This window comes from bacterium (genome assembly GCA_037127815.1).
GTDB lineage: Bacteria > Patescibacteriota > Minisyncoccia > Phycocordibacterales > CAIZLB01 > CAIJKW01.
The window spans coordinates 298,483-316,006 of the sequence record JBAXXP010000001.1; the positions used below are offsets into that span (position 1 = coordinate 298,483).

Annotated in this window: 19 protein-coding genes and 1 pseudogene; 13 read left to right on the top strand and 7 right to left on the bottom strand. The window is 36.1% G+C overall.

Annotated elements, in window-relative coordinates:
* Positions 1-15 precede the first annotated feature (15 nt).
* The 10 genes from gap (at position 16) to WCQ00_01625 (ending at position 10,694) form a co-directional block, all read left to right on the top strand.
* Positions 16-1,044, top strand: coding sequence for a type I glyceraldehyde-3-phosphate dehydrogenase (gene gap / locus WCQ00_01580; protein MEI6042236.1), 1,029 nt, complete (start codon positions 16-18; stop codon positions 1,042-1,044).
* A 28-nt stretch (positions 1,045-1,072) separates the two neighbouring features.
* Positions 1,073-1,381: a hypothetical protein gene (locus WCQ00_01585; protein MEI6042237.1), complete on the top strand. Its 309-nt coding sequence runs from the start codon at positions 1,073-1,075 to the stop codon at positions 1,379-1,381.
* A gap of 53 nt (positions 1,382-1,434) precedes the next feature.
* Complete coding sequence (locus tag WCQ00_01590; protein MEI6042238.1) at positions 1,435-1,944, top strand: RpiB/LacA/LacB family sugar-phosphate isomerase; 510 nt, start codon at positions 1,435-1,437, stop codon at positions 1,942-1,944.
* A gap of 90 nt (positions 1,945-2,034) precedes the next feature.
* The gene (locus WCQ00_01595; GenBank protein MEI6042239.1) at positions 2,035-2,787 is read left to right on the top strand and encodes a hypothetical protein; all 753 of its coding nucleotides are present in this window, start codon (positions 2,035-2,037) and stop codon (positions 2,785-2,787) included.
* 46 nt (positions 2,788-2,833) lie between these two features.
* The gene (locus WCQ00_01600) at positions 2,834-6,604 is read left to right on the top strand and encodes a fibronectin type III domain-containing protein (GenBank protein MEI6042240.1); all 3,771 of its coding nucleotides are present in this window, start codon (positions 2,834-2,836) and stop codon (positions 6,602-6,604) included.
* A 35-nt stretch (positions 6,605-6,639) separates the two neighbouring features.
* Complete coding sequence (locus tag WCQ00_01605) at positions 6,640-7,500, top strand: transketolase (GenBank protein MEI6042241.1); 861 nt, start codon at positions 6,640-6,642, stop codon at positions 7,498-7,500.
* Positions 7,501-7,518: 18 nt separating this feature from the next.
* Positions 7,519-7,773: a hypothetical protein gene (locus WCQ00_01610; GenBank protein ID MEI6042242.1), complete on the top strand. Its 255-nt coding sequence runs from the start codon at positions 7,519-7,521 to the stop codon at positions 7,771-7,773.
* 52 nt (positions 7,774-7,825) lie between these two features.
* A complete protein-coding gene (locus WCQ00_01615) occupies positions 7,826-8,065 on the top strand; it encodes a hypothetical protein (GenBank protein ID MEI6042243.1) in 240 nt (79 codons plus the stop codon).
* Between the two features lie 4 nt (positions 8,066-8,069).
* Positions 8,070-9,557, top strand: a complete 1,488-nt coding sequence (locus WCQ00_01620; protein ID MEI6042244.1) for a type II secretion system protein — start codon at positions 8,070-8,072, stop codon at positions 9,555-9,557.
* A 66-nt stretch (positions 9,558-9,623) separates the two neighbouring features.
* Positions 9,624-10,694, top strand: a complete 1,071-nt coding sequence (locus WCQ00_01625) for a transketolase C-terminal domain-containing protein (protein ID MEI6042245.1) — start codon at positions 9,624-9,626, stop codon at positions 10,692-10,694.
* Between the two features lie 81 nt (positions 10,695-10,775).
* Here the strand turns inward: WCQ00_01625 and WCQ00_01630 are convergent, their stop codons facing one another.
* The 5 genes from WCQ00_01630 to WCQ00_01650 form a co-directional block, all read right to left on the bottom strand.
* On the bottom strand, positions 10,776-11,342 hold the full coding sequence (locus tag WCQ00_01630; protein MEI6042246.1) for a GNAT family protein: 567 nt from the start codon (positions 11,340-11,342) through the stop codon (positions 10,776-10,778).
* An 81-nt stretch (positions 11,343-11,423) separates the two neighbouring features.
* Positions 11,424-11,702 (bottom strand): hypothetical protein, encoded by a 279-nt coding sequence (locus WCQ00_01635; protein MEI6042247.1) that lies wholly within the window; start codon positions 11,700-11,702, stop codon positions 11,424-11,426.
* A gap of 113 nt (positions 11,703-11,815) precedes the next feature.
* A complete protein-coding gene (locus WCQ00_01640; protein ID MEI6042248.1) occupies positions 11,816-12,172 on the bottom strand; it encodes a hypothetical protein in 357 nt (118 codons plus the stop codon).
* Between the two features lie 839 nt (positions 12,173-13,011).
* Positions 13,012-13,605 carry a prepilin-type N-terminal cleavage/methylation domain-containing protein gene (locus WCQ00_01645; protein ID MEI6042249.1) on the bottom strand — a complete coding sequence of 198 codons (594 nt, stop codon included), beginning with the start codon at positions 13,603-13,605 and terminating at the stop codon, positions 13,012-13,014.
* 13 nt (positions 13,606-13,618) lie between these two features.
* Positions 13,619-13,993 carry a hypothetical protein gene (locus WCQ00_01650; protein MEI6042250.1) on the bottom strand — a complete coding sequence of 125 codons (375 nt, stop codon included), beginning with the start codon at positions 13,991-13,993 and terminating at the stop codon, positions 13,619-13,621.
* A gap of 128 nt (positions 13,994-14,121) precedes the next feature.
* Between WCQ00_01650 and WCQ00_01655 the strand changes: the two genes are divergently transcribed.
* Together WCQ00_01655 and WCQ00_01660 are read left to right on the top strand one after the other, a co-directional pair.
* Positions 14,122-14,511: a type II toxin-antitoxin system PemK/MazF family toxin gene (locus WCQ00_01655; protein MEI6042251.1), complete on the top strand. Its 390-nt coding sequence runs from the start codon at positions 14,122-14,124 to the stop codon at positions 14,509-14,511.
* 256 nt (positions 14,512-14,767) lie between these two features.
* A pseudogene (locus WCQ00_01660) lies at positions 14,768-15,061 on the top strand (KilA-N domain-containing protein).
* A gap of 191 nt (positions 15,062-15,252) precedes the next feature.
* Here WCQ00_01660 and WCQ00_01665 read toward each other — a convergent pair.
* Together WCQ00_01665 and WCQ00_01670 are read right to left on the bottom strand one after the other, a co-directional pair.
* Positions 15,253-15,462, bottom strand: a complete 210-nt coding sequence (locus WCQ00_01665) for a DUF378 domain-containing protein (protein MEI6042252.1) — start codon at positions 15,460-15,462, stop codon at positions 15,253-15,255.
* Positions 15,463-15,501: 39 nt separating this feature from the next.
* Positions 15,502-16,740, bottom strand: coding sequence for a glycosyltransferase family 4 protein (locus WCQ00_01670; GenBank protein ID MEI6042253.1), 1,239 nt, complete (start codon positions 16,738-16,740; stop codon positions 15,502-15,504).
* Between the two features lie 88 nt (positions 16,741-16,828).
* Between WCQ00_01670 and WCQ00_01675 the strand changes: the two genes are divergently transcribed.
* Positions 16,829-17,524, top strand: a complete 696-nt coding sequence (locus WCQ00_01675; GenBank protein MEI6042254.1) for a glycosyltransferase — start codon at positions 16,829-16,831, stop codon at positions 17,522-17,524.

Sequence of the window (17,524 nt, forward strand, 5' to 3'; positions counted from 1 at the left end):
TTAAGATAATACATCATGCCACAAACAAGAATTGCCATTAATGGCGCCGGTAGAATAGGAAGAGCTTTTCTAAAGCTTGCAATTACTAATCCAGATTTCCAAATTGTTGCTATTAATGATTTAGCAGATATTGAGAATATTGCGTATCTTTTAAAATACGATTCTGCTTATGGAAGAAGTGGACTAGATATAAAGGCGGACAAGGTCGCTGGAGTTTTGAATATTAATGGTCAAGAAGTTAAGTATTTATCAGAAAAAGACCCCGCAATGCTTCCTTGGAAGGAATTAGCAGTTGATATTGTTCTTGAGTCAACCGGTCTTTTTGTTTCTCGAGTAAAAGCAGAAGCTCATATTTTAGCTGGCGCAAAAAGAGTTGTTGTTTCAGCTCCAACAAAAGATGAGGTTGGGGCACTACAAGCAGCAACAGTTCTTATGGGAATAAATGAAGCTGACATTGCAACTTGCCCTGTGACTTCAAACGCATCTTGTACAACAAATGCGGCGAGTCCACTTATCTCAATTTTAAATGAAACTATTGGAATTGAATCTGCAATTCTAAATACTGTTCATGGTTACACAGCAAGTCAGTCATTAGTTGACGGGCCAAATAAAAAAGACTGGAGAGAAGGAAGAGCGGCTGCGATGAACATCGTTCCATCTTCAACTGGTGCTGCAATTGCTGTCACAAAAGTTATAACAGATCTTGCCGGAAAGTTCGACGGAGTATCAATGAGAGTACCGGTTATTACAGGATCAATTGTAGATATTACCTTTATTGCAAAGCGAGCAACAACAAAAGAGGAAGTGAATGAAATTTTAAAGAAGGCAGCGATTGATGCTAGATGGGATGGAATATTTGAGGCATCAGAAGAAGAACTTGTATCGAGGGATATAATTGGTAACCCCCATGCTTCTATTGCTGACCTGAAGCTTACAAGGGTTGTTAATGGTAATCTAGTCAAAGTTCTAGCATGGTATGATAATGAAATGGGTTACACTCATGCGTTGCTGAAACACGTTGTTAAAGCTGCTGCAAACCTATAAAGATTTAATCAGGTAGAAAAACAAAAATATGAAAAAAATTACAATTTTAGAGATCGGGCTTGCAGGAGGATTGTACAATGTCTTTGCATTGCTTTTTACAAATTTGATTATGCAAATACATAATCCTTATCTTGGAAGATTTGTTATGACTGTTATGCAAAGATCAAGTTCTTTTAGTTACGGTCTTACAACAGGTAGTGTTTTAAATGGAGGTCTTTGGGTGTTCTTAGCAGGCTTTATTCAATTTGGGGGAATAGCATTTATTTTCTATATTCTTTCAACAAGGAACGTTTTAACAAGAACGTTTTCTCGATGGGTTAAGTCGAGTGAGAAATAGGATTAATTAAGTTTAGTAAAACAAACTAAAATCTAAAATATAATAATAAAATCATGAAAATATTTATAGCAGCTGATCATGCAGGATATGAGTTAAAAAAAGCATTAATAGAAGATATAACTTTTTCAGGAGCTACCGTTATCGATTGTGGGGCAACAGACTACAATGAAAATGATGATTATCCGTTAATAATTCAAATTGCAGCACAAGCTGTTTCAGAAGCTGAGAGCGCAAGACTTGCAGGAGGTGCAGAGTATACGGATGGGGAAGTTAGAGGAATTGTTATTGGGGGATCAGGTCAAGGAGAAGCGATTGTTGCGAACAAATTTCCACATATTAGAACTACGGTTTATTATGGAGGAGTTCAGGAAATAATCACACTTTCTCGTGAGCATAATGATTCAAATGTTTTGTCACTTGGGGCTAGATTTATTTCAGAGAATGAGGCTATAATGGCAGTAAGGCTTTGGTTGGGAACACAGTTTAGTCAAGAAGATAGGCATGTAAGAAGAATAGATCAAATAGAAGAGATTGAAGGTAGAGTTAAGGATACGCTATATTAATTAATGGGGTCAGGTGATTCTGGTCAAAGACCTGAATTGCGAGTACCTACTACTGGTACCTGACCCCAAAATAACAAACAACTAGAAATAATGTCAAAGTCAAAAACAGAAATCATACCCGCAATAATGGCAACTTCATATGAGGATTTAACGTTCAAAGTTTCATATATGAATGGCATTGCTAAATTCGTGCAAATTGATGCAATGGACGGCAAATTCACTGAAGGTAAGTCATGGCCTTATATAAAATCTGAAGATAGAGATTTTGTTAAAATTATAAAACAGGAAGAAGGTCTACCAGGATGGCAAGACGTTGATTTTGAAATTGACCTAATGATACGTGATGTTGAAAACGAAGCTTCAAAGTGGATTGCTGCTGGCGCAACAAGACTTGTAATACATTATAAGAGTGAGCCTGAAGAGATTATAAAGAGGGTTGTGAGAGATTGTAAAGACAAGGGGGTGGAGGTTATTCTGGATTTTGAACTAGATATGAGTGCTGAAGAGATTATAAAGATCTTACATAATTTTATGGATGATGTTGATGCAGGTGGAACAACTCCAGCTGAGGACGGTATTAAACTTGATGGTGTGCAAATAATGGGAATCGATAAGATTGGAGTTCAGGGAGAAAAATTTGATCATAAAGTAATGGATTACATTAGAGAAATTCACAAAGAATTTCCAGATTTAATTATTTCTGTCGATGGAGGTGTAAAACCAGAATACGCAAAACCTTTGGCTGACATTGGTGTTTCAAGATTGGTTGTTGGCTCTGCTATTTTTAGCGATGATTCACCAAGAGATGCCTACGAGCACTTTAGATCCGTTTTGGATTTCTAGTTAATAACTTTTAAAATTTTTTTTGTACTGTGTTATAATTCACAGCATGAAAAAGTTTTTTTTATTGTTTCTTACATTAATTATATTAAGTATATCGGCCCACATTTCTGTTTTTGCTCAAACAAAGCTTGACCCAAAAATATATGATAAATACGGATTCAGACTTGATCAAAAACTACATAAACCAGCAACCTCTACACCGTCAATTTTATCAATAGCATCTTCGACTTTACTAAAAGCAACTTCTACCTTAGTAAAGCCTGACGTGCCACCAGTTGATTTGTCGGCTTTTAAACAAGGAGAAGCTGCTTCATGTTTTGATTACTATACCTTTGGAAGTATAGCTGTAAACCTTTCAACAGATGCATCTACATATAGTCCTGGAGATGTGGTTATCTTACGTGGTGAAATTAAGAATAATAATAAATATCCAATTACTAATTTGACTGTAAGAGCTAGATTAGTAAAAGATATTCCAAATCCAGATTATCTAAGATCGGAAATTATCACGTTACAAGATTTTAATATCGTAGAAAATATAACACTAGATGCTGGTAAAAGTTTTGCTGTTAATTACTCACATTTATTGCCGTTGAACTCACCAAAAGGCGAGTATAAGTTGCTATTTTATGCATATAATAATGACCGATTTGAGCAATCAGGTTTATCGTTTTCAAATATTTCTACAGCACAAAGCTTGAGATTTAAGGTTGTCGGCAATAATCCTCAGCAGGTATATTTGGACCAAACAAAGATTACTGTCAACGACATGGATTATAATGTGATAGGACCAATACCAGAAATAGCCAAAAGTAATTCGGCAAACATTTCAATACCACTAGTGAATCCAACAGGTAAGGATGAAAAAATGACAATTACATACTCTTTGTATAAATGGGATGACTTGCTTGATAAAAACAAAGTAGACTCAAAAGTGGAAAATATTACCGTCTCAGCAAACAGCAAGGTTAATTTGTTGTACAAGGTGGTCAAGACGGATATGCCTATTTATTACTTAAATATCAAATCAGATAAAGCAAATGCAAATAATGATTTAAACAAAAAAAGTAAAACCGTTTTTGATATTCAAACAGAGTCGAACGTACGATTTGCGGTTGCAGGCTATGACTATCCGAGAATAAATTCATTTGGCGTTAACACATATCCAATAGTTGCTGGACAGGATATATCATTGTTTACCTGTTATAATAATGCAGCAAAAAAAGATACACAAAGTAATGTGAATATCAGCACAATTTTATATGATGACAAGAATAATATTATCTCTAAAACTCAGTACGATGGAAAGATTAATGGAAGTATCAGTGCAATCTTTAATAGGTTTAAAAGTAAGAGAGATATTGTAAATTTCAAGGCTGAAGTAGTGATTACTGATAGTGCTGGAAATATTATTGATAAAATAGAAAATAATTACAATTGTAAGGACATTAATCCCAAGATATGTCCAGCTGAAATTAATAACAATTCAGCTTGGATTATTTTGTTTTTTCTAATTTTGATTGTATTCATGATTATAATTTTTTATGTAAAAATTAAAAGTAATAAAAGAAAGTCGGTAAATTTAATATCGATGATTTTTACTATAATCTTCACAATTATTCCAAGCTTGATGTTTGCGCATACATCAGAGGCTGCGACCCGAAGGGCATCGTTGGATTTTTACATGGATAGTTCAGCAAATGGTGCCCCAGATTCTATTGGATTGGTAGAAAAAGAATTTAATTTTAATAAATCTGGAATCAATCTAAGTGATGTAGACTTGAATGTTCTAAATGTTGGTGAATCTATCGATGCATCCTCGCCATCAGCTGTTGGATCGTGGTATTTTAAAGGTTACCCATTGGACCATACTAATATGGATGGCAGTAAATATATGTCGAGTGATACCTATGATTTTTCAACAACTTATGTCGATTTTTCAATGGGGACGCCTATTGAAGTAGGTGATACAAATATTAGTTCAGATAATCCTAGTGTAGTATCTTGTATATCAAACAAATGTACGGCGGTAGGACCTGGTACAGCAAATATTAATGTATCCTTTGCTGATAAAGAGAATGAAACTTCAAATGATATTAAAACATGTGATGTGTTCGATTTTACTTACAAGCGCTGGAAGGGTGATTATTTGACTCCAGGACGATCCTATGGATATGGCTTAGCACCTAACTGTGTACCTGGTAGGCTTGCCAATGCAGGAATGGATACAAGTTTTGTCCGTAGTCATTTTATACCGTATTACGATAGTATGGACGAAGCGCTATTTCCTACTTATGCATATTCTTATTTTGATAATATTCGTTTTTTCCCAGGTCCTAGTAAGGGCTTTGGTATTGTTAATACACTGCTTCATATATATGTAGATCATACGGATTTTGCAGACCCAGATTCGGGTTCATCAGATTGGAGTATTGGTGCTGCTCAGGCATTTTCTTTTGATCCAATTAAATATGCAATAACTGTTCCATCAACTATAAACGCAACACAGACATCTGCCTGTACTGGCGTAACAAATATCTCTCAGTCTTCTGCAACTGTGAATTGGTCCTACGTAGATCCTGAGGGCGACCCTCAAACAAATTTTCAGGTACAAATATCAGTAGATTCCACCTTTGCTGATTCAAGTATTGTTAATTCAGTTGCAGCATCAGCAAACACAGACGCGTCATCTGTCAGGTCAGTATCAATACAAGGTCTTACTTCTAATACTACATACTTTTGCAGAGTAAGGACACTTAATACTGCAAATGGATGGAGTGAGTATAATAATTGTTCCAATAGTTTTATTACAACTGGAAATAACATTTCAGCTCCAACCATCTCAGGCCCACACGATGTCTCCCTTGGGGTGCCAGCAACATACACAGCTTCATCCAGCTTGGCTGCTGTTACAAAAAAAGAAAATGATTCATTCTTTGCATCAGTATTTTTTGCTCTTAAAAAAGTTTTTGCACAAACATCCACAGAAACTAAGTTAGTATATCAATTTGATTGGAATAATGATGGTATAATAGACTATTCTAGTGATCCTGTGTTACCTGGTGTTGAGGTACAAGCCTCAAATACTTGGAATACAAAAGGAGACTTCATCTTCAAAGCAAGAGCTACCGAACCAGTAAGTGGAGTTTCTTCAGATTGGGTGAGCTTTAATATAAATGTCAGCGATAAACCTAAAGTACAAGCATTATTCTATTGTGTTTCCCCAAACCTATCTTGGGGTGCTGTTCCAAATGCTATAAGTTATGATTTTGAAGTGAAAAATAAAACAGATTTAACCTCTGTACACAAAACTATAACAGGTCTAACTGTAGATATTTCTCAGTATCTAAATAATACAAATATCTCGTTTGGTGTTAGAGCAATATATTCTGGAAATCTTAAGGGAGATCAAACCTGGGTAAATAATATTACGCCAACTTGTCCTAAGTTGGGTGATAGTTTGAACATAAAGAGCGGTATGATATTTGGATCAAATCCGCCATGGGCAAATGAAACAACTAAAAAATGTGCATATTTTGGACAAATAGATCCTACTATTGTTATGTCAGATGAAAAAACCTACACAGGAATTGTTGTAAAAGCATGCTCAATTGATGGAATAAGTGTGTCTTTGTCTAATACAGTAAATGGGGGAAAGGGGTTTGAGAATATACCAAAAAATGTTGGGAATCATATATTGTCCTGTAATTTAGATTATGATAATGGAATAGATGCTAATGGTGCTGTTATAAGATCTAATGCAACGACTGTATTAAGTGCTAAGTGTTCAAACTTGGCAAACACTGTGGAGAAATAAAACTGGTCTGCTATATTTTGATGTATAATGTATGTATGTCATTATCTAATGATCAAATCTCTTTAATAAAAACAAAAGCCAAAGAAATTAGAATCGGAGTTATAGAGATGTTGGCTGAAGCAAAATCCGGTCATTCTGCTGGCGCCCTTGGTATGGCTGATATATTTTCTACACTATATTTTAGCTTGCTTAAAAAAGAAGACCGTCTTGTTTTATCAAATGGCCATATTTGCCCCGTCCTATATTCGTCAATGGCCTCAGCTGGAATAATTGATAAAGCAGAATTGAAAACCTTAAGAAAATTTGGAAGTATTTTACAAGGTCATCCTCATAGGGAATTTCTACCATCACTGCAAACAAGCTCAGGGCCACTTGGCTCAGGACTTTCACAGGCTGTTGGGATGGCGATCGCTGATAAAATTGATGATAGTAATTATGAAAAACTACCTAAGAGATTTGTCTATTGCATGATGTCCGATGGGGAACTAGACGAAGGACAAAGCTGGGAGGCGGTAATGCTTGGGGCAAAGGAAAAACTCGTAAATCTAATTGCAATTGTCGATAGGAATAATATTCAAATCGGAGGAAGTACAGAAGAAGTAATGCCATTATCGCCCACAGGCGCATCTCTATTTGATAAATGGAAATCTTTTAACTGGTATGTTCAAGAGATTGACGGGCATGACATACAAGCAATAAATGACGCTGTAATAAAGGCACAAACAAACCTTGTTAGACCGTCTGTGATAATTGCACACACTATTCCTGGAAAGGGAGTGAGTTTTATGGAGAATAGATTTGAGTGGCATGGAATTCCGCCCGGAATTCAAAATGTAGATGGAGCTCCTAAAAAAGAAAAACAAATTGAAGTTGCATTGCAAGAACTTTCTATATAGTGTTATAATTTAAATATTATGTCAATTGAATTTGATGAACAAGGTGGGGAATCTAGCAAAAACAGCAGACTGTTGTATGCAAAGTTTCAAAAAACTATTCAACCCCCTGCAATAATATTATTTTTGATTAGAAAGCATATTGTAAAAGATGAGAAAAGGGCAAGGATATTGCTGTTAGTGCTAGTTTTATTAATATTTTTTATAAGTGCATATTTGTTTATTAAAGGGTTAGGCGGTCCTGTTTTTATTGATAGGGTTAATAAGTATAAATAAACATCATAAAACATTGCAATAACTTTCTGTGAGGTGGTATAATTATATTATTATGAAATTAGAAAAAAGTAAGCACAAAAAAGAGTCTGGTGGAAAATTTTTATATGCAAAACTGCAGAAAAGTTCTACACCCCCATCAATCGTAGTTTTTCTGGTTAAAAATCAAATTGTTAAAACAGAAGCGTCCGCAAGAAGATTGTGGCTTTTTTTGATAATAGTCATTTTTTTAATAAGCTTTGCCTTGATTATCAAGTGTGTTAATAATCCAGTTTTTATTGATAGAATAAAATAATATTATGTTTAAATTTTACACTAAAAATAGTACTCAAAAAATTAGTAAAAACAGAGCATTTACGCTTATCGAGCTTCTTGTTGTGATGGCAATAATTTCATTGCTCTCTTCTCTTGTTCTGAATAGCTTAGCAAGCGCTAGGATGAAAGCTAATGATACAAAAATTACTGAGGACTTAAGACAATTTAAGATTGCTGCAGAGCTTTACTATAATGATAATCATACATACCCAAGTGGGTATACTCCTGGAGCATCCAAAGGACAGGATCTAGCTTATGTCGATAAAAATGAGAGTTGGTCAAAAAAATTATCATTCTTCGTAAAGACAGCTGAGGCATCTGGTCCAGTTCATACTTCACAGTTATGTTTGAATTTTGATGCTATGGCACAGTCCATGGTCGCTGGAAAATATCTTTCAGCAGTTCCAGTTCATCCATATGACGACGATTCTACGGGAAAAGGGGTTTGTTATAAGGCTATAAAGAATGATAAGACTTTTGTTTCTTACGCACCTTTGACTACAAGAATTGCTGTCACAAACGGTAGTATAAATAAAAATACGGGTTTTATTTTGGGTGATACGAGTATTAGTGCAGTTAACGATGTTAATGTAGCTATAAAATCTACTAAAAAAGGTAATAAAATAGACACGGAAAGACCTGCTTTTGTTGCTGCTGATGGAGTAAATCCTGTAGCTGATCTTACTATGTCCCAAGATGCAGTAGACGGTTTTACAACAGGGGCACCAGCTGTAACCGGGGGTGTAGTGGGCAGTATATTTGATATTTTTACCCCCTCCTCACCAACACCAACACCAACTTGTGCTGACGGAGAAGCCATTAATACATTGGGTGTTTGTCAGGCCTTGTATACTGGTTTTCTTAGAATGAATTGTGTTGCCCCTGCGAATCAAGATCCATTTAGCTCTGGGTGTATTGGGGAAAATCCTACTGCAATAACTGCAACAAACACAATAACAGGTGGAACTCTTATAATGAATCTGTTTACAGGTATTCGTATAAATTCGGCAACATGTCCAATTGGTACGCGTCAGGACCTATATAGTGATTCATGCGTAGCTAGCATCACTATAGGAGCTATAGGAGGAGGTATAGGAGGTATAGGAGGTATTTGTGGTGGTGGTATGCAGCTATCTAATGGTGTTTGTAAAATAGGACATTCAGGTTGTGACGCTCAAGGAAATGGACCTTGTGGACCAACGACATTTTCCTATTCCTGTCCAGCGGGTATGACTTTTGATATAAATGGACTAGAGAATACAGCTAATGGGACTTGCTCTACCATTCCAGTTGGGGATTGTGGTATGGGCTCTACATTGCAGTCAAATGGTGTGTGTGTGTCCAACGGAAGTGCATGTCTTCCTCCTGGTGTCGCTGGTTCATGTCCAGGCGTTGGATCTGTCACTTGTCCCTCAGGTAAGACGTTTCTAATTAATGGTCTAGAATATACAGTTAATGGTACCTGTCAGTAGCCATTTTATAAATAGTTGGACTTCCTTGCTATATAGACAAAAAATGGAGGGTTTTATGAAATAATAATGCTAAACTCCAACATAAAACTAAATCAAAAACTCTTTGCTGCGGATGTAGAAAAAACTGCTACCCGCAAAGGTTTTGGTGAAGGCCTTTTGCTTGCTGGAAAGTATGATGAAAAAATCGTAGCACTTTCTGCAGATCTAACAGAGTCAACTCAAGTTCATTTATTCAAAAACGCCTTTCCTAACAGATTTATCGAAGTAGGTGTTGCTGAACAAAATTTAGCGAGTGTCGCATCAGGACTGGCCGCCTCCGGAAAAATCCCTGTTATTGCATCCTATGCAATATTCAATCCTGGAAGAAACTGGGAACAGATTAGAACCACAATTTGTTACAACAACAGAAAGGTTGTTGTTGCAGGTTCACACGCTGGATTATCAGCTGGGAAGGATGGTGGTTCGCATCAAGCGCTTGAGGACATTGCGCTTGCACGAGTTATACCAAACATGACTGTAATATCTCCATGTGACGCCGTAGAGGCTAGAAAGGCAATAATAGCAGCCATTTCACCATCGCAAATAACTCCAGTATATTTAAGATTAGCTAGAGAAAATACACCAATAATAACAACTGATGAAACTCCTTTTGTAATAGGGAAAGCACAAATAGTTTGGGGTGATCATGTTGATTGCGATGCACCTGCAGGTATTGCACCTTCAGCTTCTGGTTCAGGGACTTCCACGGTTCCACCAACGGGATCCGCACTGTGCGATATCGGAATAATAGCAACAGGCCCTATTTTATACAATGCAATTTTGGCTGCTAAACAGTTAAGTAATTTAAAAATACGTGTCAAAGTTTTGAATCTGGCAACAATTAAACCAATTGATGAGGAGGCAATAGTGTCGCTTGCTAGGCAGTCTAATGGGAAAATTCTAACAGTTGAAGAGCATCAAATTAGTGGGGGAATGGGAAGCGCTGTAGCTGAGGTTCTTGCAAGAAAATATCCATCTAAGATGGCTTTTATTGGAGTGAACGATAGATTTGGCCAGTCCGGCACAACTGAAGAATTATACAAAGAATACGGTTTGACCGTTGATGATATTGTAGAGAAGGCAAAGGGGTTGGTCTAATTATGTTTTTTTAAATTGCAGCTTATCGTTTTGAATTATTCTATAAAAACAACCCTCCAGCTTAGTAAGGTGGAGGGTGTATTAGTGTAGTTTTGTGAATCGAGAACCATATTTCTCAAGTAAAAGATCTAGTGTTTTTGATGAAAATTCGTATGAAATATCTAGGCTCGAGGTATTTATATTTTCTTGCCCTGTCACAAGTCTTGTCGCCCCAGATTTATTTGCAATTTTGTGCATGAGCATGTTCTCTCTGTATACCAAAAAGTTAATTCCATTAACCTTAAGTACGTTCCTTGTAAAATCAAGCATGGTAACCAGTGACTCAATTGTTAAAATTTTGTTTCTCACCTCTGGAGTGAAGAAACAAGAACATTTTACTGTATTTGGAACTTTATTAATGTTATAAAAGAACATTGTTCCAACCACTCTTTGACCACTTTTATCGTAAACCAGAAATTGGTAATTTCTCCCATGTGAAAACCATTCATCAATTTTTTTTCTAAATTCCAAATATGTGCATGGTATGGGTTCCCTGAATATAAGTTTCTCGTATTCGTCTCTATTCTCATACATCAAAGTGTATAATCTGTCATCATTGAGAGTTGTTAACTCCTCAATTAAGCAAAATTTTCCTTTGTATTTGTACATTTTATACCTTTCATTTAGTTGAAAAATTTAAGTGCGTTAGGTCGGGATGACCAAACGCACTTAGGGATATTGTAGAGCAAATCATTTTCCACCAGAATTTCCGGAGTCTGAGGATTCACTTGGTGGCCAGCTTTCACCGCCGGTTTTACTGCTGGGATCTTTGGCGTCGTCACAGACAGCACATTCGTTACGGTGTACAACCCCGCTTTTTCCAGTTTCATGGTTGTCGTACATGTGGCAATGCTTACCAGTAGCCTCATCACCTACAAGGTAATTGAGCTGACCACCGGAGTCGCTAGCTTTTTCAAATTTACCATCATCGCGATCATCAGCACCTTCAAGATGAATACCTTTGGACATATTAGCTATCTTTCTATTGGTCAGTTGTTGCTAGTCAAAAACAGGGTGTTCTTGTCTGTTGAGAATCATATGCTACTCATGTGTATTGTCAAGTTATTTGAATGCGATATATTTCAATAAAGTTTTTTACTCAAATCATCTAGTACCCCGTAGCACTCATTTAATTTTAATGCATCCCCCCCAACCTGATCGCAAAAACAAATTTGATAATTCACGATAGTCATAATCATATCGTGGATTTCTGTTCCAAGAACACCTAATGCCTTGGATCTATTCTCAAGATCATTGTTTGCCATGTAGTCTCTGGCTAATAAATTGGACATATTAAGTAGAATGGTTTTCTGCAATTCAATGTCTAACTTCATTTTTTCGACCGAAGTCAAAAAATCAGTTATAAATCTCAGGTGTGCAACATGTGGAGCAAAGATGGAGGTTTCTATGTTTTGATTTTCTTTTGGTATATATCTCATTCCTTAATTATACAACAGTGCTAATAATATGTTAATCATAATGTGCTCGCGAGAGATATCCAAATTCTGGTGCCTACTGGTATCTCTAAGACAAGAAAAACCTCCGGAACGCTTGCGCGCCCGGAGGTCGTTGAGACTTGGATTTTACCGATTCCTGCGTCTCAGCAGAAAAAGGCTTGATGTGATGACCGCGAGTCCAAGCACTGAAGGCTCGGGGATGTAGGTCACGGTCCCAATGGACGTGATCAAACCTTGCCCTTGGACATCGTAGGTCATTTTGGCTTGCCAAACGTCGCCGGGGGAGAGAAAAGAGTCTATCGCAACACGGGTCCCTAGATCAACCAAGGTCCCACCTTGATTCATTTGGCCTGTTGCATAAGCATTACCTGTGGTAGTGCCTATACGAGACCAAGACGAACCCAATACGAATGTCGTATACTCTTCGCTTGTAACTGAAAGTCCGTTGATTGTTATATCCATCGTTACTGAATTCAATGTAATTGACAATCCGGTATTTGAGATTGTATAAGACAGAAAAATTTGTCCCGGACTCGTTGTGACGTCAATATGACTTGGTGTTACGGCGCTGTACGCGTCGTCAATGCTGATAGCTGTTAAGCTAACACCAGTGGATGCAGTCAGGGCTGCAGTGGAAACGTTCACAACTACGCTGAACGCTACAATGAGTATGCTAAGCAGTTTCATGGTTCTTTTTTTTGGAGTTGGAGTTTTTCTCTGTCCCACATCTGTGAAAAAGAGATGAAAAGGACTTGTCCGTCGAAGACGTCAAAGTTCTATTACCTAAATATCGTACTATGCTTTAAAGAAACTGTCAATATCTAGTTTAAATCAACTGAGCACCATGTATATTCGTCTGTGGCACTTAGGAATTCACTTGCGGAAATGTCTGACATAATTTGTGGGCAGGAGTTTTTGTTTTTTAGAGCCGGAAATCTTAGGCTGCCTTTGCTACATTTAGTGTCGCTTATGGGTGTAGTGCACGCTAGTACAAAACCTTTATAGTCATTCACTAAAGTAACGTATTTTGATGACATACTCACAGTAACTTGTTTGTCTAAAAAATTATAAGAACTAAGATATTTTTTAAGTGAGTCATTCATTATGGGATTGTTTACGATTGTTGAACTAGTTAACGTACAACCATTATCTGAATAATTACCGATACATGTATACCCTTTGTTGTCGCTATTTGAAGGATAATACCCATTATCCTGTTTAAACTGCAACAGCGCATTCAACACCACCCTATAATCTGCAATTTGTTTTGTATTGTTTGCTTGCGCCTTTGCTTGGGTGAGGGAAGAAAGGACAATACTACTTAGTAGTGCGATTATCCCAATGACTACTAATAACTCTATCAATGTAAATCCCTTATTTCTTGCCTGTTTGGTTTTAATTTTCAGAGTTTTCATAATCGATTAATTATTATTGATTTTGTTGGTCTGTTGATGTATCAGCTGTATTTGATCGATCAAATATTTTGTGATTAATATAATCCTGCGCTTCCTGATCAGTCAAGATATGTTTTCCTTCAAGAGTAAATAGAACCCTGTATTTAAGGGCAGGGTTGAGTATAGAAATCGCAAAAATAATACCTGCAGTAAAGGATATTGCAGCAACCGTTAATAGAAATTTTTCTGCCGTTCTCTCAGTTTTGCAAATTCCATTTTTTACGAGTTTTTGTGTGAAGCTCAGTTTTGCTCTATTACTAGATTTTTTAGAGGTCTTTGAATAACCGGCCCTAGTAGTATTTTTGGGTCTGTAGTTAAATTCATCATCGAACTGAATTTTACCTGACATTGCGTACATTATATCATGTAGTGGTCTGCCTCGTCTGCCTTATCCACATATTAGTATGCTGCGGTGGCGAATTAAGCCTAAAACTTTGGGTTTTCTTTGGTGTCAGTGCTATAAATTTGATGTTATGTATGAAAAAAGATTTTGATAAATGGAATGGAATTAAGAACTATATTGAAAATAATCAAGGAGCTACAGGATTTCCGAAGGAGAAAGAAGTTTGGATGACTAGTCTTGGGGAAAATATTGGCTATGAACAAAACGGTACAGGAGCTAATTTTTCAAGGCCGATTTTAATAATCAAAAAATTCAACAATCAAATGTTTTGGGTTATTCCGCTTTCCACAAAACAGAAGAATCTTGACTTTTATTTTAATTACATTGACCCAAATAGTAAAAAGGTATCAGCTATACTAGCCCAGTTAAGACTAGTGAGCATCAAAAGACTAAATAGAAAGATGTATGAAATTTCCGACGTACTTTTTATGCAAATACGAGCCAGAATCAAATCTTTTCTCTGAAATTCGAAACCCCATCAAATAAATGACGGGGTTCCTCGGAGCCTTTCGGCACTTTGTATTTACATAATATCAAGTACCGAAAACAAGTCAAGCGAAACTAATATTAATTATCGTCCTGACAATCAAATGTGCAACCCTCGTCAAAAGCCTTTTTAATATCTTCCATTTTTAAATCAACTTGTTTTGATACAGTTTCTATATGGTAAAAATACAAATAAATAATCAAGAAATTTCATTTAATTTATCCAGTAAATGAGATGATTATATATCCCTGACAGATATAGCTCGCTATAAAAACCCACATGAACCCAAGGATGTTGTTAAAAATTGGATGAGAAGTAAGACTACAATTGAATTCCTAGGTATTTGGGAGAGAATAAATAACCCTCTTTTTAAACAGGTCGAATTCGACCTGTTTAAAAATGAAGCTGTATCAAACAGCCTTACACTATCACATGAAAGATGGATTAAGGGTACTGATGCGATTGGTACTCAAACCTCTAAAGCACGATATAATAGTGGAACATTCGCTCACAAGGATATTGCATTTTAATTTGCAAGTTGAATATCATCGGAATTTAAGTTGTATCTAATACGCAAATGAAGGCTTTGTTAATTGATTCAGGTGTTAATAGACTGGAGGGAGAAACTACATTATTGTAAACAAAATGTAAAACACCTCCGCAAGGAGGTGTTTTAAAATCGAACAATATTAGCTGTGCCTTTATCTCATTGATACGCCTACGCTGCTGTACACATCTTGCAATCTTTCTTGTGTGTGAAAATCAGAACAAGGGCTGAGAGACCAACTAGGATATAAACAATCTTTGAAGCAATTGTCATATCACCAAGAAGTATTGTCACTAGATTGAAGTTAAAAGCTCCAACCAAGAGCCAGTTCAAACCTCCTACGACAAGAAGAATGAATGAAACCATATGTAATCCTTTCATGTTTTTATATTAATTAGTAATATGTTAATTATATCACTTTTAAGATTTGTCGATGGGGAATTGTACACATGTATCTTTCACCATATTTTTTATAGAGAAAACGTCTGAAACTTTTTTGTGTAGGGCATGAGCAAACTTTTTTTCTTCCTCGGGATGTTCAAGAAAATATTCTATCGCATTAGTTATTTTGGCAACACTGTTTGGTTTGATAATTTGTCCAGATTCCATATTTGTAACTATCTCAGGTATTCCTCCAACCTTCGTCACAATTACTGGTAACTCAGCAAGTCCGGCTTCTAAGACTGCGTAAGGTAGACCTTCTGATCTTGAAATCAACATAAATATATCAAAAGCTTTTAGATATTTAGATGCGTTTGGAATTGGACCGGTTAAGAAAACAGTATCATTTAGGTTAAGTTCTGTAATAAGTGAGTCTAGTTCATCCTTCTTCTCACCACCTCCAATAACAAAATATTTTACGTCCTTTCTTTTTTTCTTGATCTCTGTCATCGCTCTGATTGCTAGATCGATGTTTTTTATTGGGTGTAGTTCAGCAATTGTGCCGATCCATGTGTTTTTATTCAGGTCGCTGGTCCGGAATGTATTATTTGATAGGAATCTTGAATCCTTCATTAAAACTTCTTCTATAGTATTTCTAGCCTCCATTTTGGGTAGGTATTCTTCCTTATTAATTCCATTATAGATTGTAATGATTTTATTTTGAATAAACGGCCAACCCTTAATATATGATTTCATTCCATTTGAAACGGTAATGGTTTTATTTGAAAGAAAAATCGTCACCCAATATAGTATCTTGATTAATATTTTAGATAGGGAGCTTCTGTTTTCATTAAAAGCCCAACCATGCGCGACAAAGATAATGTTTTTAACACCAGCTATACGGCCAGCAACGGCACCTAGTCCTCCAATTTTTGTGCTGTTTAATTGAATAACATTTGGTTTTTTTTCTTTAAAAATGGATATTAATTTGAATAGAACCTGAATGTCTTTTGCGGGACTGACATCTCTTCCAAGCTCGGGAATTGAAATAGTTTTGATTCCATGCTCTTTTAGCTTTTCCACTAACAATCCTTCTCCCCCAGTAATTACCTCAATATCATATGACTCTTTAGGTAGGCCAGTAGCCAAATCAAATACATACTTTTGAGCACCACCCCAATTAGATTTGGTGATTATTATGAGGACCTTGATTTTTGGCTTATCGATAGAGCTATTAATGTCTCCAAGCATGCCTGAGTTGTTACTAAATGTCATCATTGTGATACTAATTTTGATATATTCTAATAATGTGAGTATACACCATGTGAACTAAACAAAGAAGAATATCATATGATACAATGTTGATATGTTAAAACTAAGTATAATTATGCCTGTATATAATGGTGAAAAGTACCTCAAAGAAGCTATTCAAAGTGTTTTAGACCAAACGTTCAAAGATTTTGAATTTATCATCATAGATGATGGATCCACTGATGAGTCTGTAAAAATAGCTGAAAGCTTTCATGATCAAAGAATAAGTTTGATTAGGTTAAGTCATGGAGGAATCGTAAAAGCTTTGAATGCTGGGATGAAGGCTGCACAAGGTGTTTACATTATCCGTGCAGATGCAGACGACATCTCGCTTCCAGAAAGATTCAAAATACTTCTTGATTATATGGAAAATAATAAGGATGTATCTATTTGTGGGTCATGGGCAGATTCAATAAATAAGAAGGGGGAAGTGGTGGGTGGTATGGAATACCCACCTGTTGAGAATAAAGGTATTAAAAAATACCTGCTACTTCATAATCCATTTATTCACCCATCAGTTATATTTAGAAAAAAAACTATAAGTGAGCTTGGGGGATACAAAAACTTTAAACATAATGAAGATTATGAGTTGTGGACACGAGTTCTACAGAAAAATATTGGGCATAATATTCCCCAAAAATTAATTAGATATAGGGTACATCCATGGCAGGTTACAAAAAACAACCTTTGGAAATTAAGGTCTGTGGGTGTACTCGTAAGATTGCTAGCGTTGAAGCGTTACTTTTTTTGA

Excerpts from the sequence above, each read along its gene's own strand:
- gap (MEI6042236.1), top strand. The coding sequence starts at position 16 with ATGCCACAAACAAGAATTGCCATTAATGGCGCCGGTAGAATAGGAAGA.
- WCQ00_01585 (MEI6042237.1), top strand. The coding sequence starts at position 1,073 with ATGAAAAAAATTACAATTTTAGAGATCGGGCTTGCAGGAGGATTGTAC.
- WCQ00_01590 (MEI6042238.1), top strand. The coding sequence starts at position 1,435 with ATGAAAATATTTATAGCAGCTGATCATGCAGGATATGAGTTAAAAAAA.
- WCQ00_01595 (MEI6042239.1), top strand. The coding sequence starts at position 2,035 with ATGTCAAAGTCAAAAACAGAAATCATACCCGCAATAATGGCAACTTCA.
- WCQ00_01600 (MEI6042240.1), top strand. The coding sequence starts at position 2,834 with ATGAAAAAGTTTTTTTTATTGTTTCTTACATTAATTATATTAAGTATA.
- WCQ00_01605 (MEI6042241.1), top strand. The coding sequence starts at position 6,640 with ATGTCATTATCTAATGATCAAATCTCTTTAATAAAAACAAAAGCCAAA.
- WCQ00_01610 (MEI6042242.1), top strand. The coding sequence starts at position 7,519 with ATGTCAATTGAATTTGATGAACAAGGTGGGGAATCTAGCAAAAACAGC.
- WCQ00_01615 (MEI6042243.1), top strand. The coding sequence starts at position 7,826 with ATGAAATTAGAAAAAAGTAAGCACAAAAAAGAGTCTGGTGGAAAATTT.
- WCQ00_01620 (MEI6042244.1), top strand. The coding sequence starts at position 8,070 with ATGTTTAAATTTTACACTAAAAATAGTACTCAAAAAATTAGTAAAAAC.
- WCQ00_01625 (MEI6042245.1), top strand. The coding sequence starts at position 9,624 with ATGCTAAACTCCAACATAAAACTAAATCAAAAACTCTTTGCTGCGGAT.
- WCQ00_01630 (MEI6042246.1), bottom strand. The coding sequence starts at position 11,342 with ATGTACAAATACAAAGGAAAATTTTGCTTAATTGAGGAGTTAACAACT.
- WCQ00_01635 (MEI6042247.1), bottom strand. The coding sequence starts at position 11,702 with ATGTCCAAAGGTATTCATCTTGAAGGTGCTGATGATCGCGATGATGGT.
- WCQ00_01640 (MEI6042248.1), bottom strand. The coding sequence starts at position 12,172 with ATGAGATATATACCAAAAGAAAATCAAAACATAGAAACCTCCATCTTT.
- WCQ00_01645 (MEI6042249.1), bottom strand. The coding sequence starts at position 13,605 with ATGAAAACTCTGAAAATTAAAACCAAACAGGCAAGAAATAAGGGATTT.
- WCQ00_01650 (MEI6042250.1), bottom strand. The coding sequence starts at position 13,993 with ATGTCAGGTAAAATTCAGTTCGATGATGAATTTAACTACAGACCCAAA.
- WCQ00_01655 (MEI6042251.1), top strand. The coding sequence starts at position 14,122 with ATGAAAAAAGATTTTGATAAATGGAATGGAATTAAGAACTATATTGAA.
- WCQ00_01665 (MEI6042252.1), bottom strand. The coding sequence starts at position 15,462 with ATGAAAGGATTACATATGGTTTCATTCATTCTTCTTGTCGTAGGAGGT.
- WCQ00_01670 (MEI6042253.1), bottom strand. The coding sequence starts at position 16,740 with ATGATGACATTTAGTAACAACTCAGGCATGCTTGGAGACATTAATAGC.
- WCQ00_01675 (MEI6042254.1), top strand. The coding sequence starts at position 16,829 with ATGTTAAAACTAAGTATAATTATGCCTGTATATAATGGTGAAAAGTAC.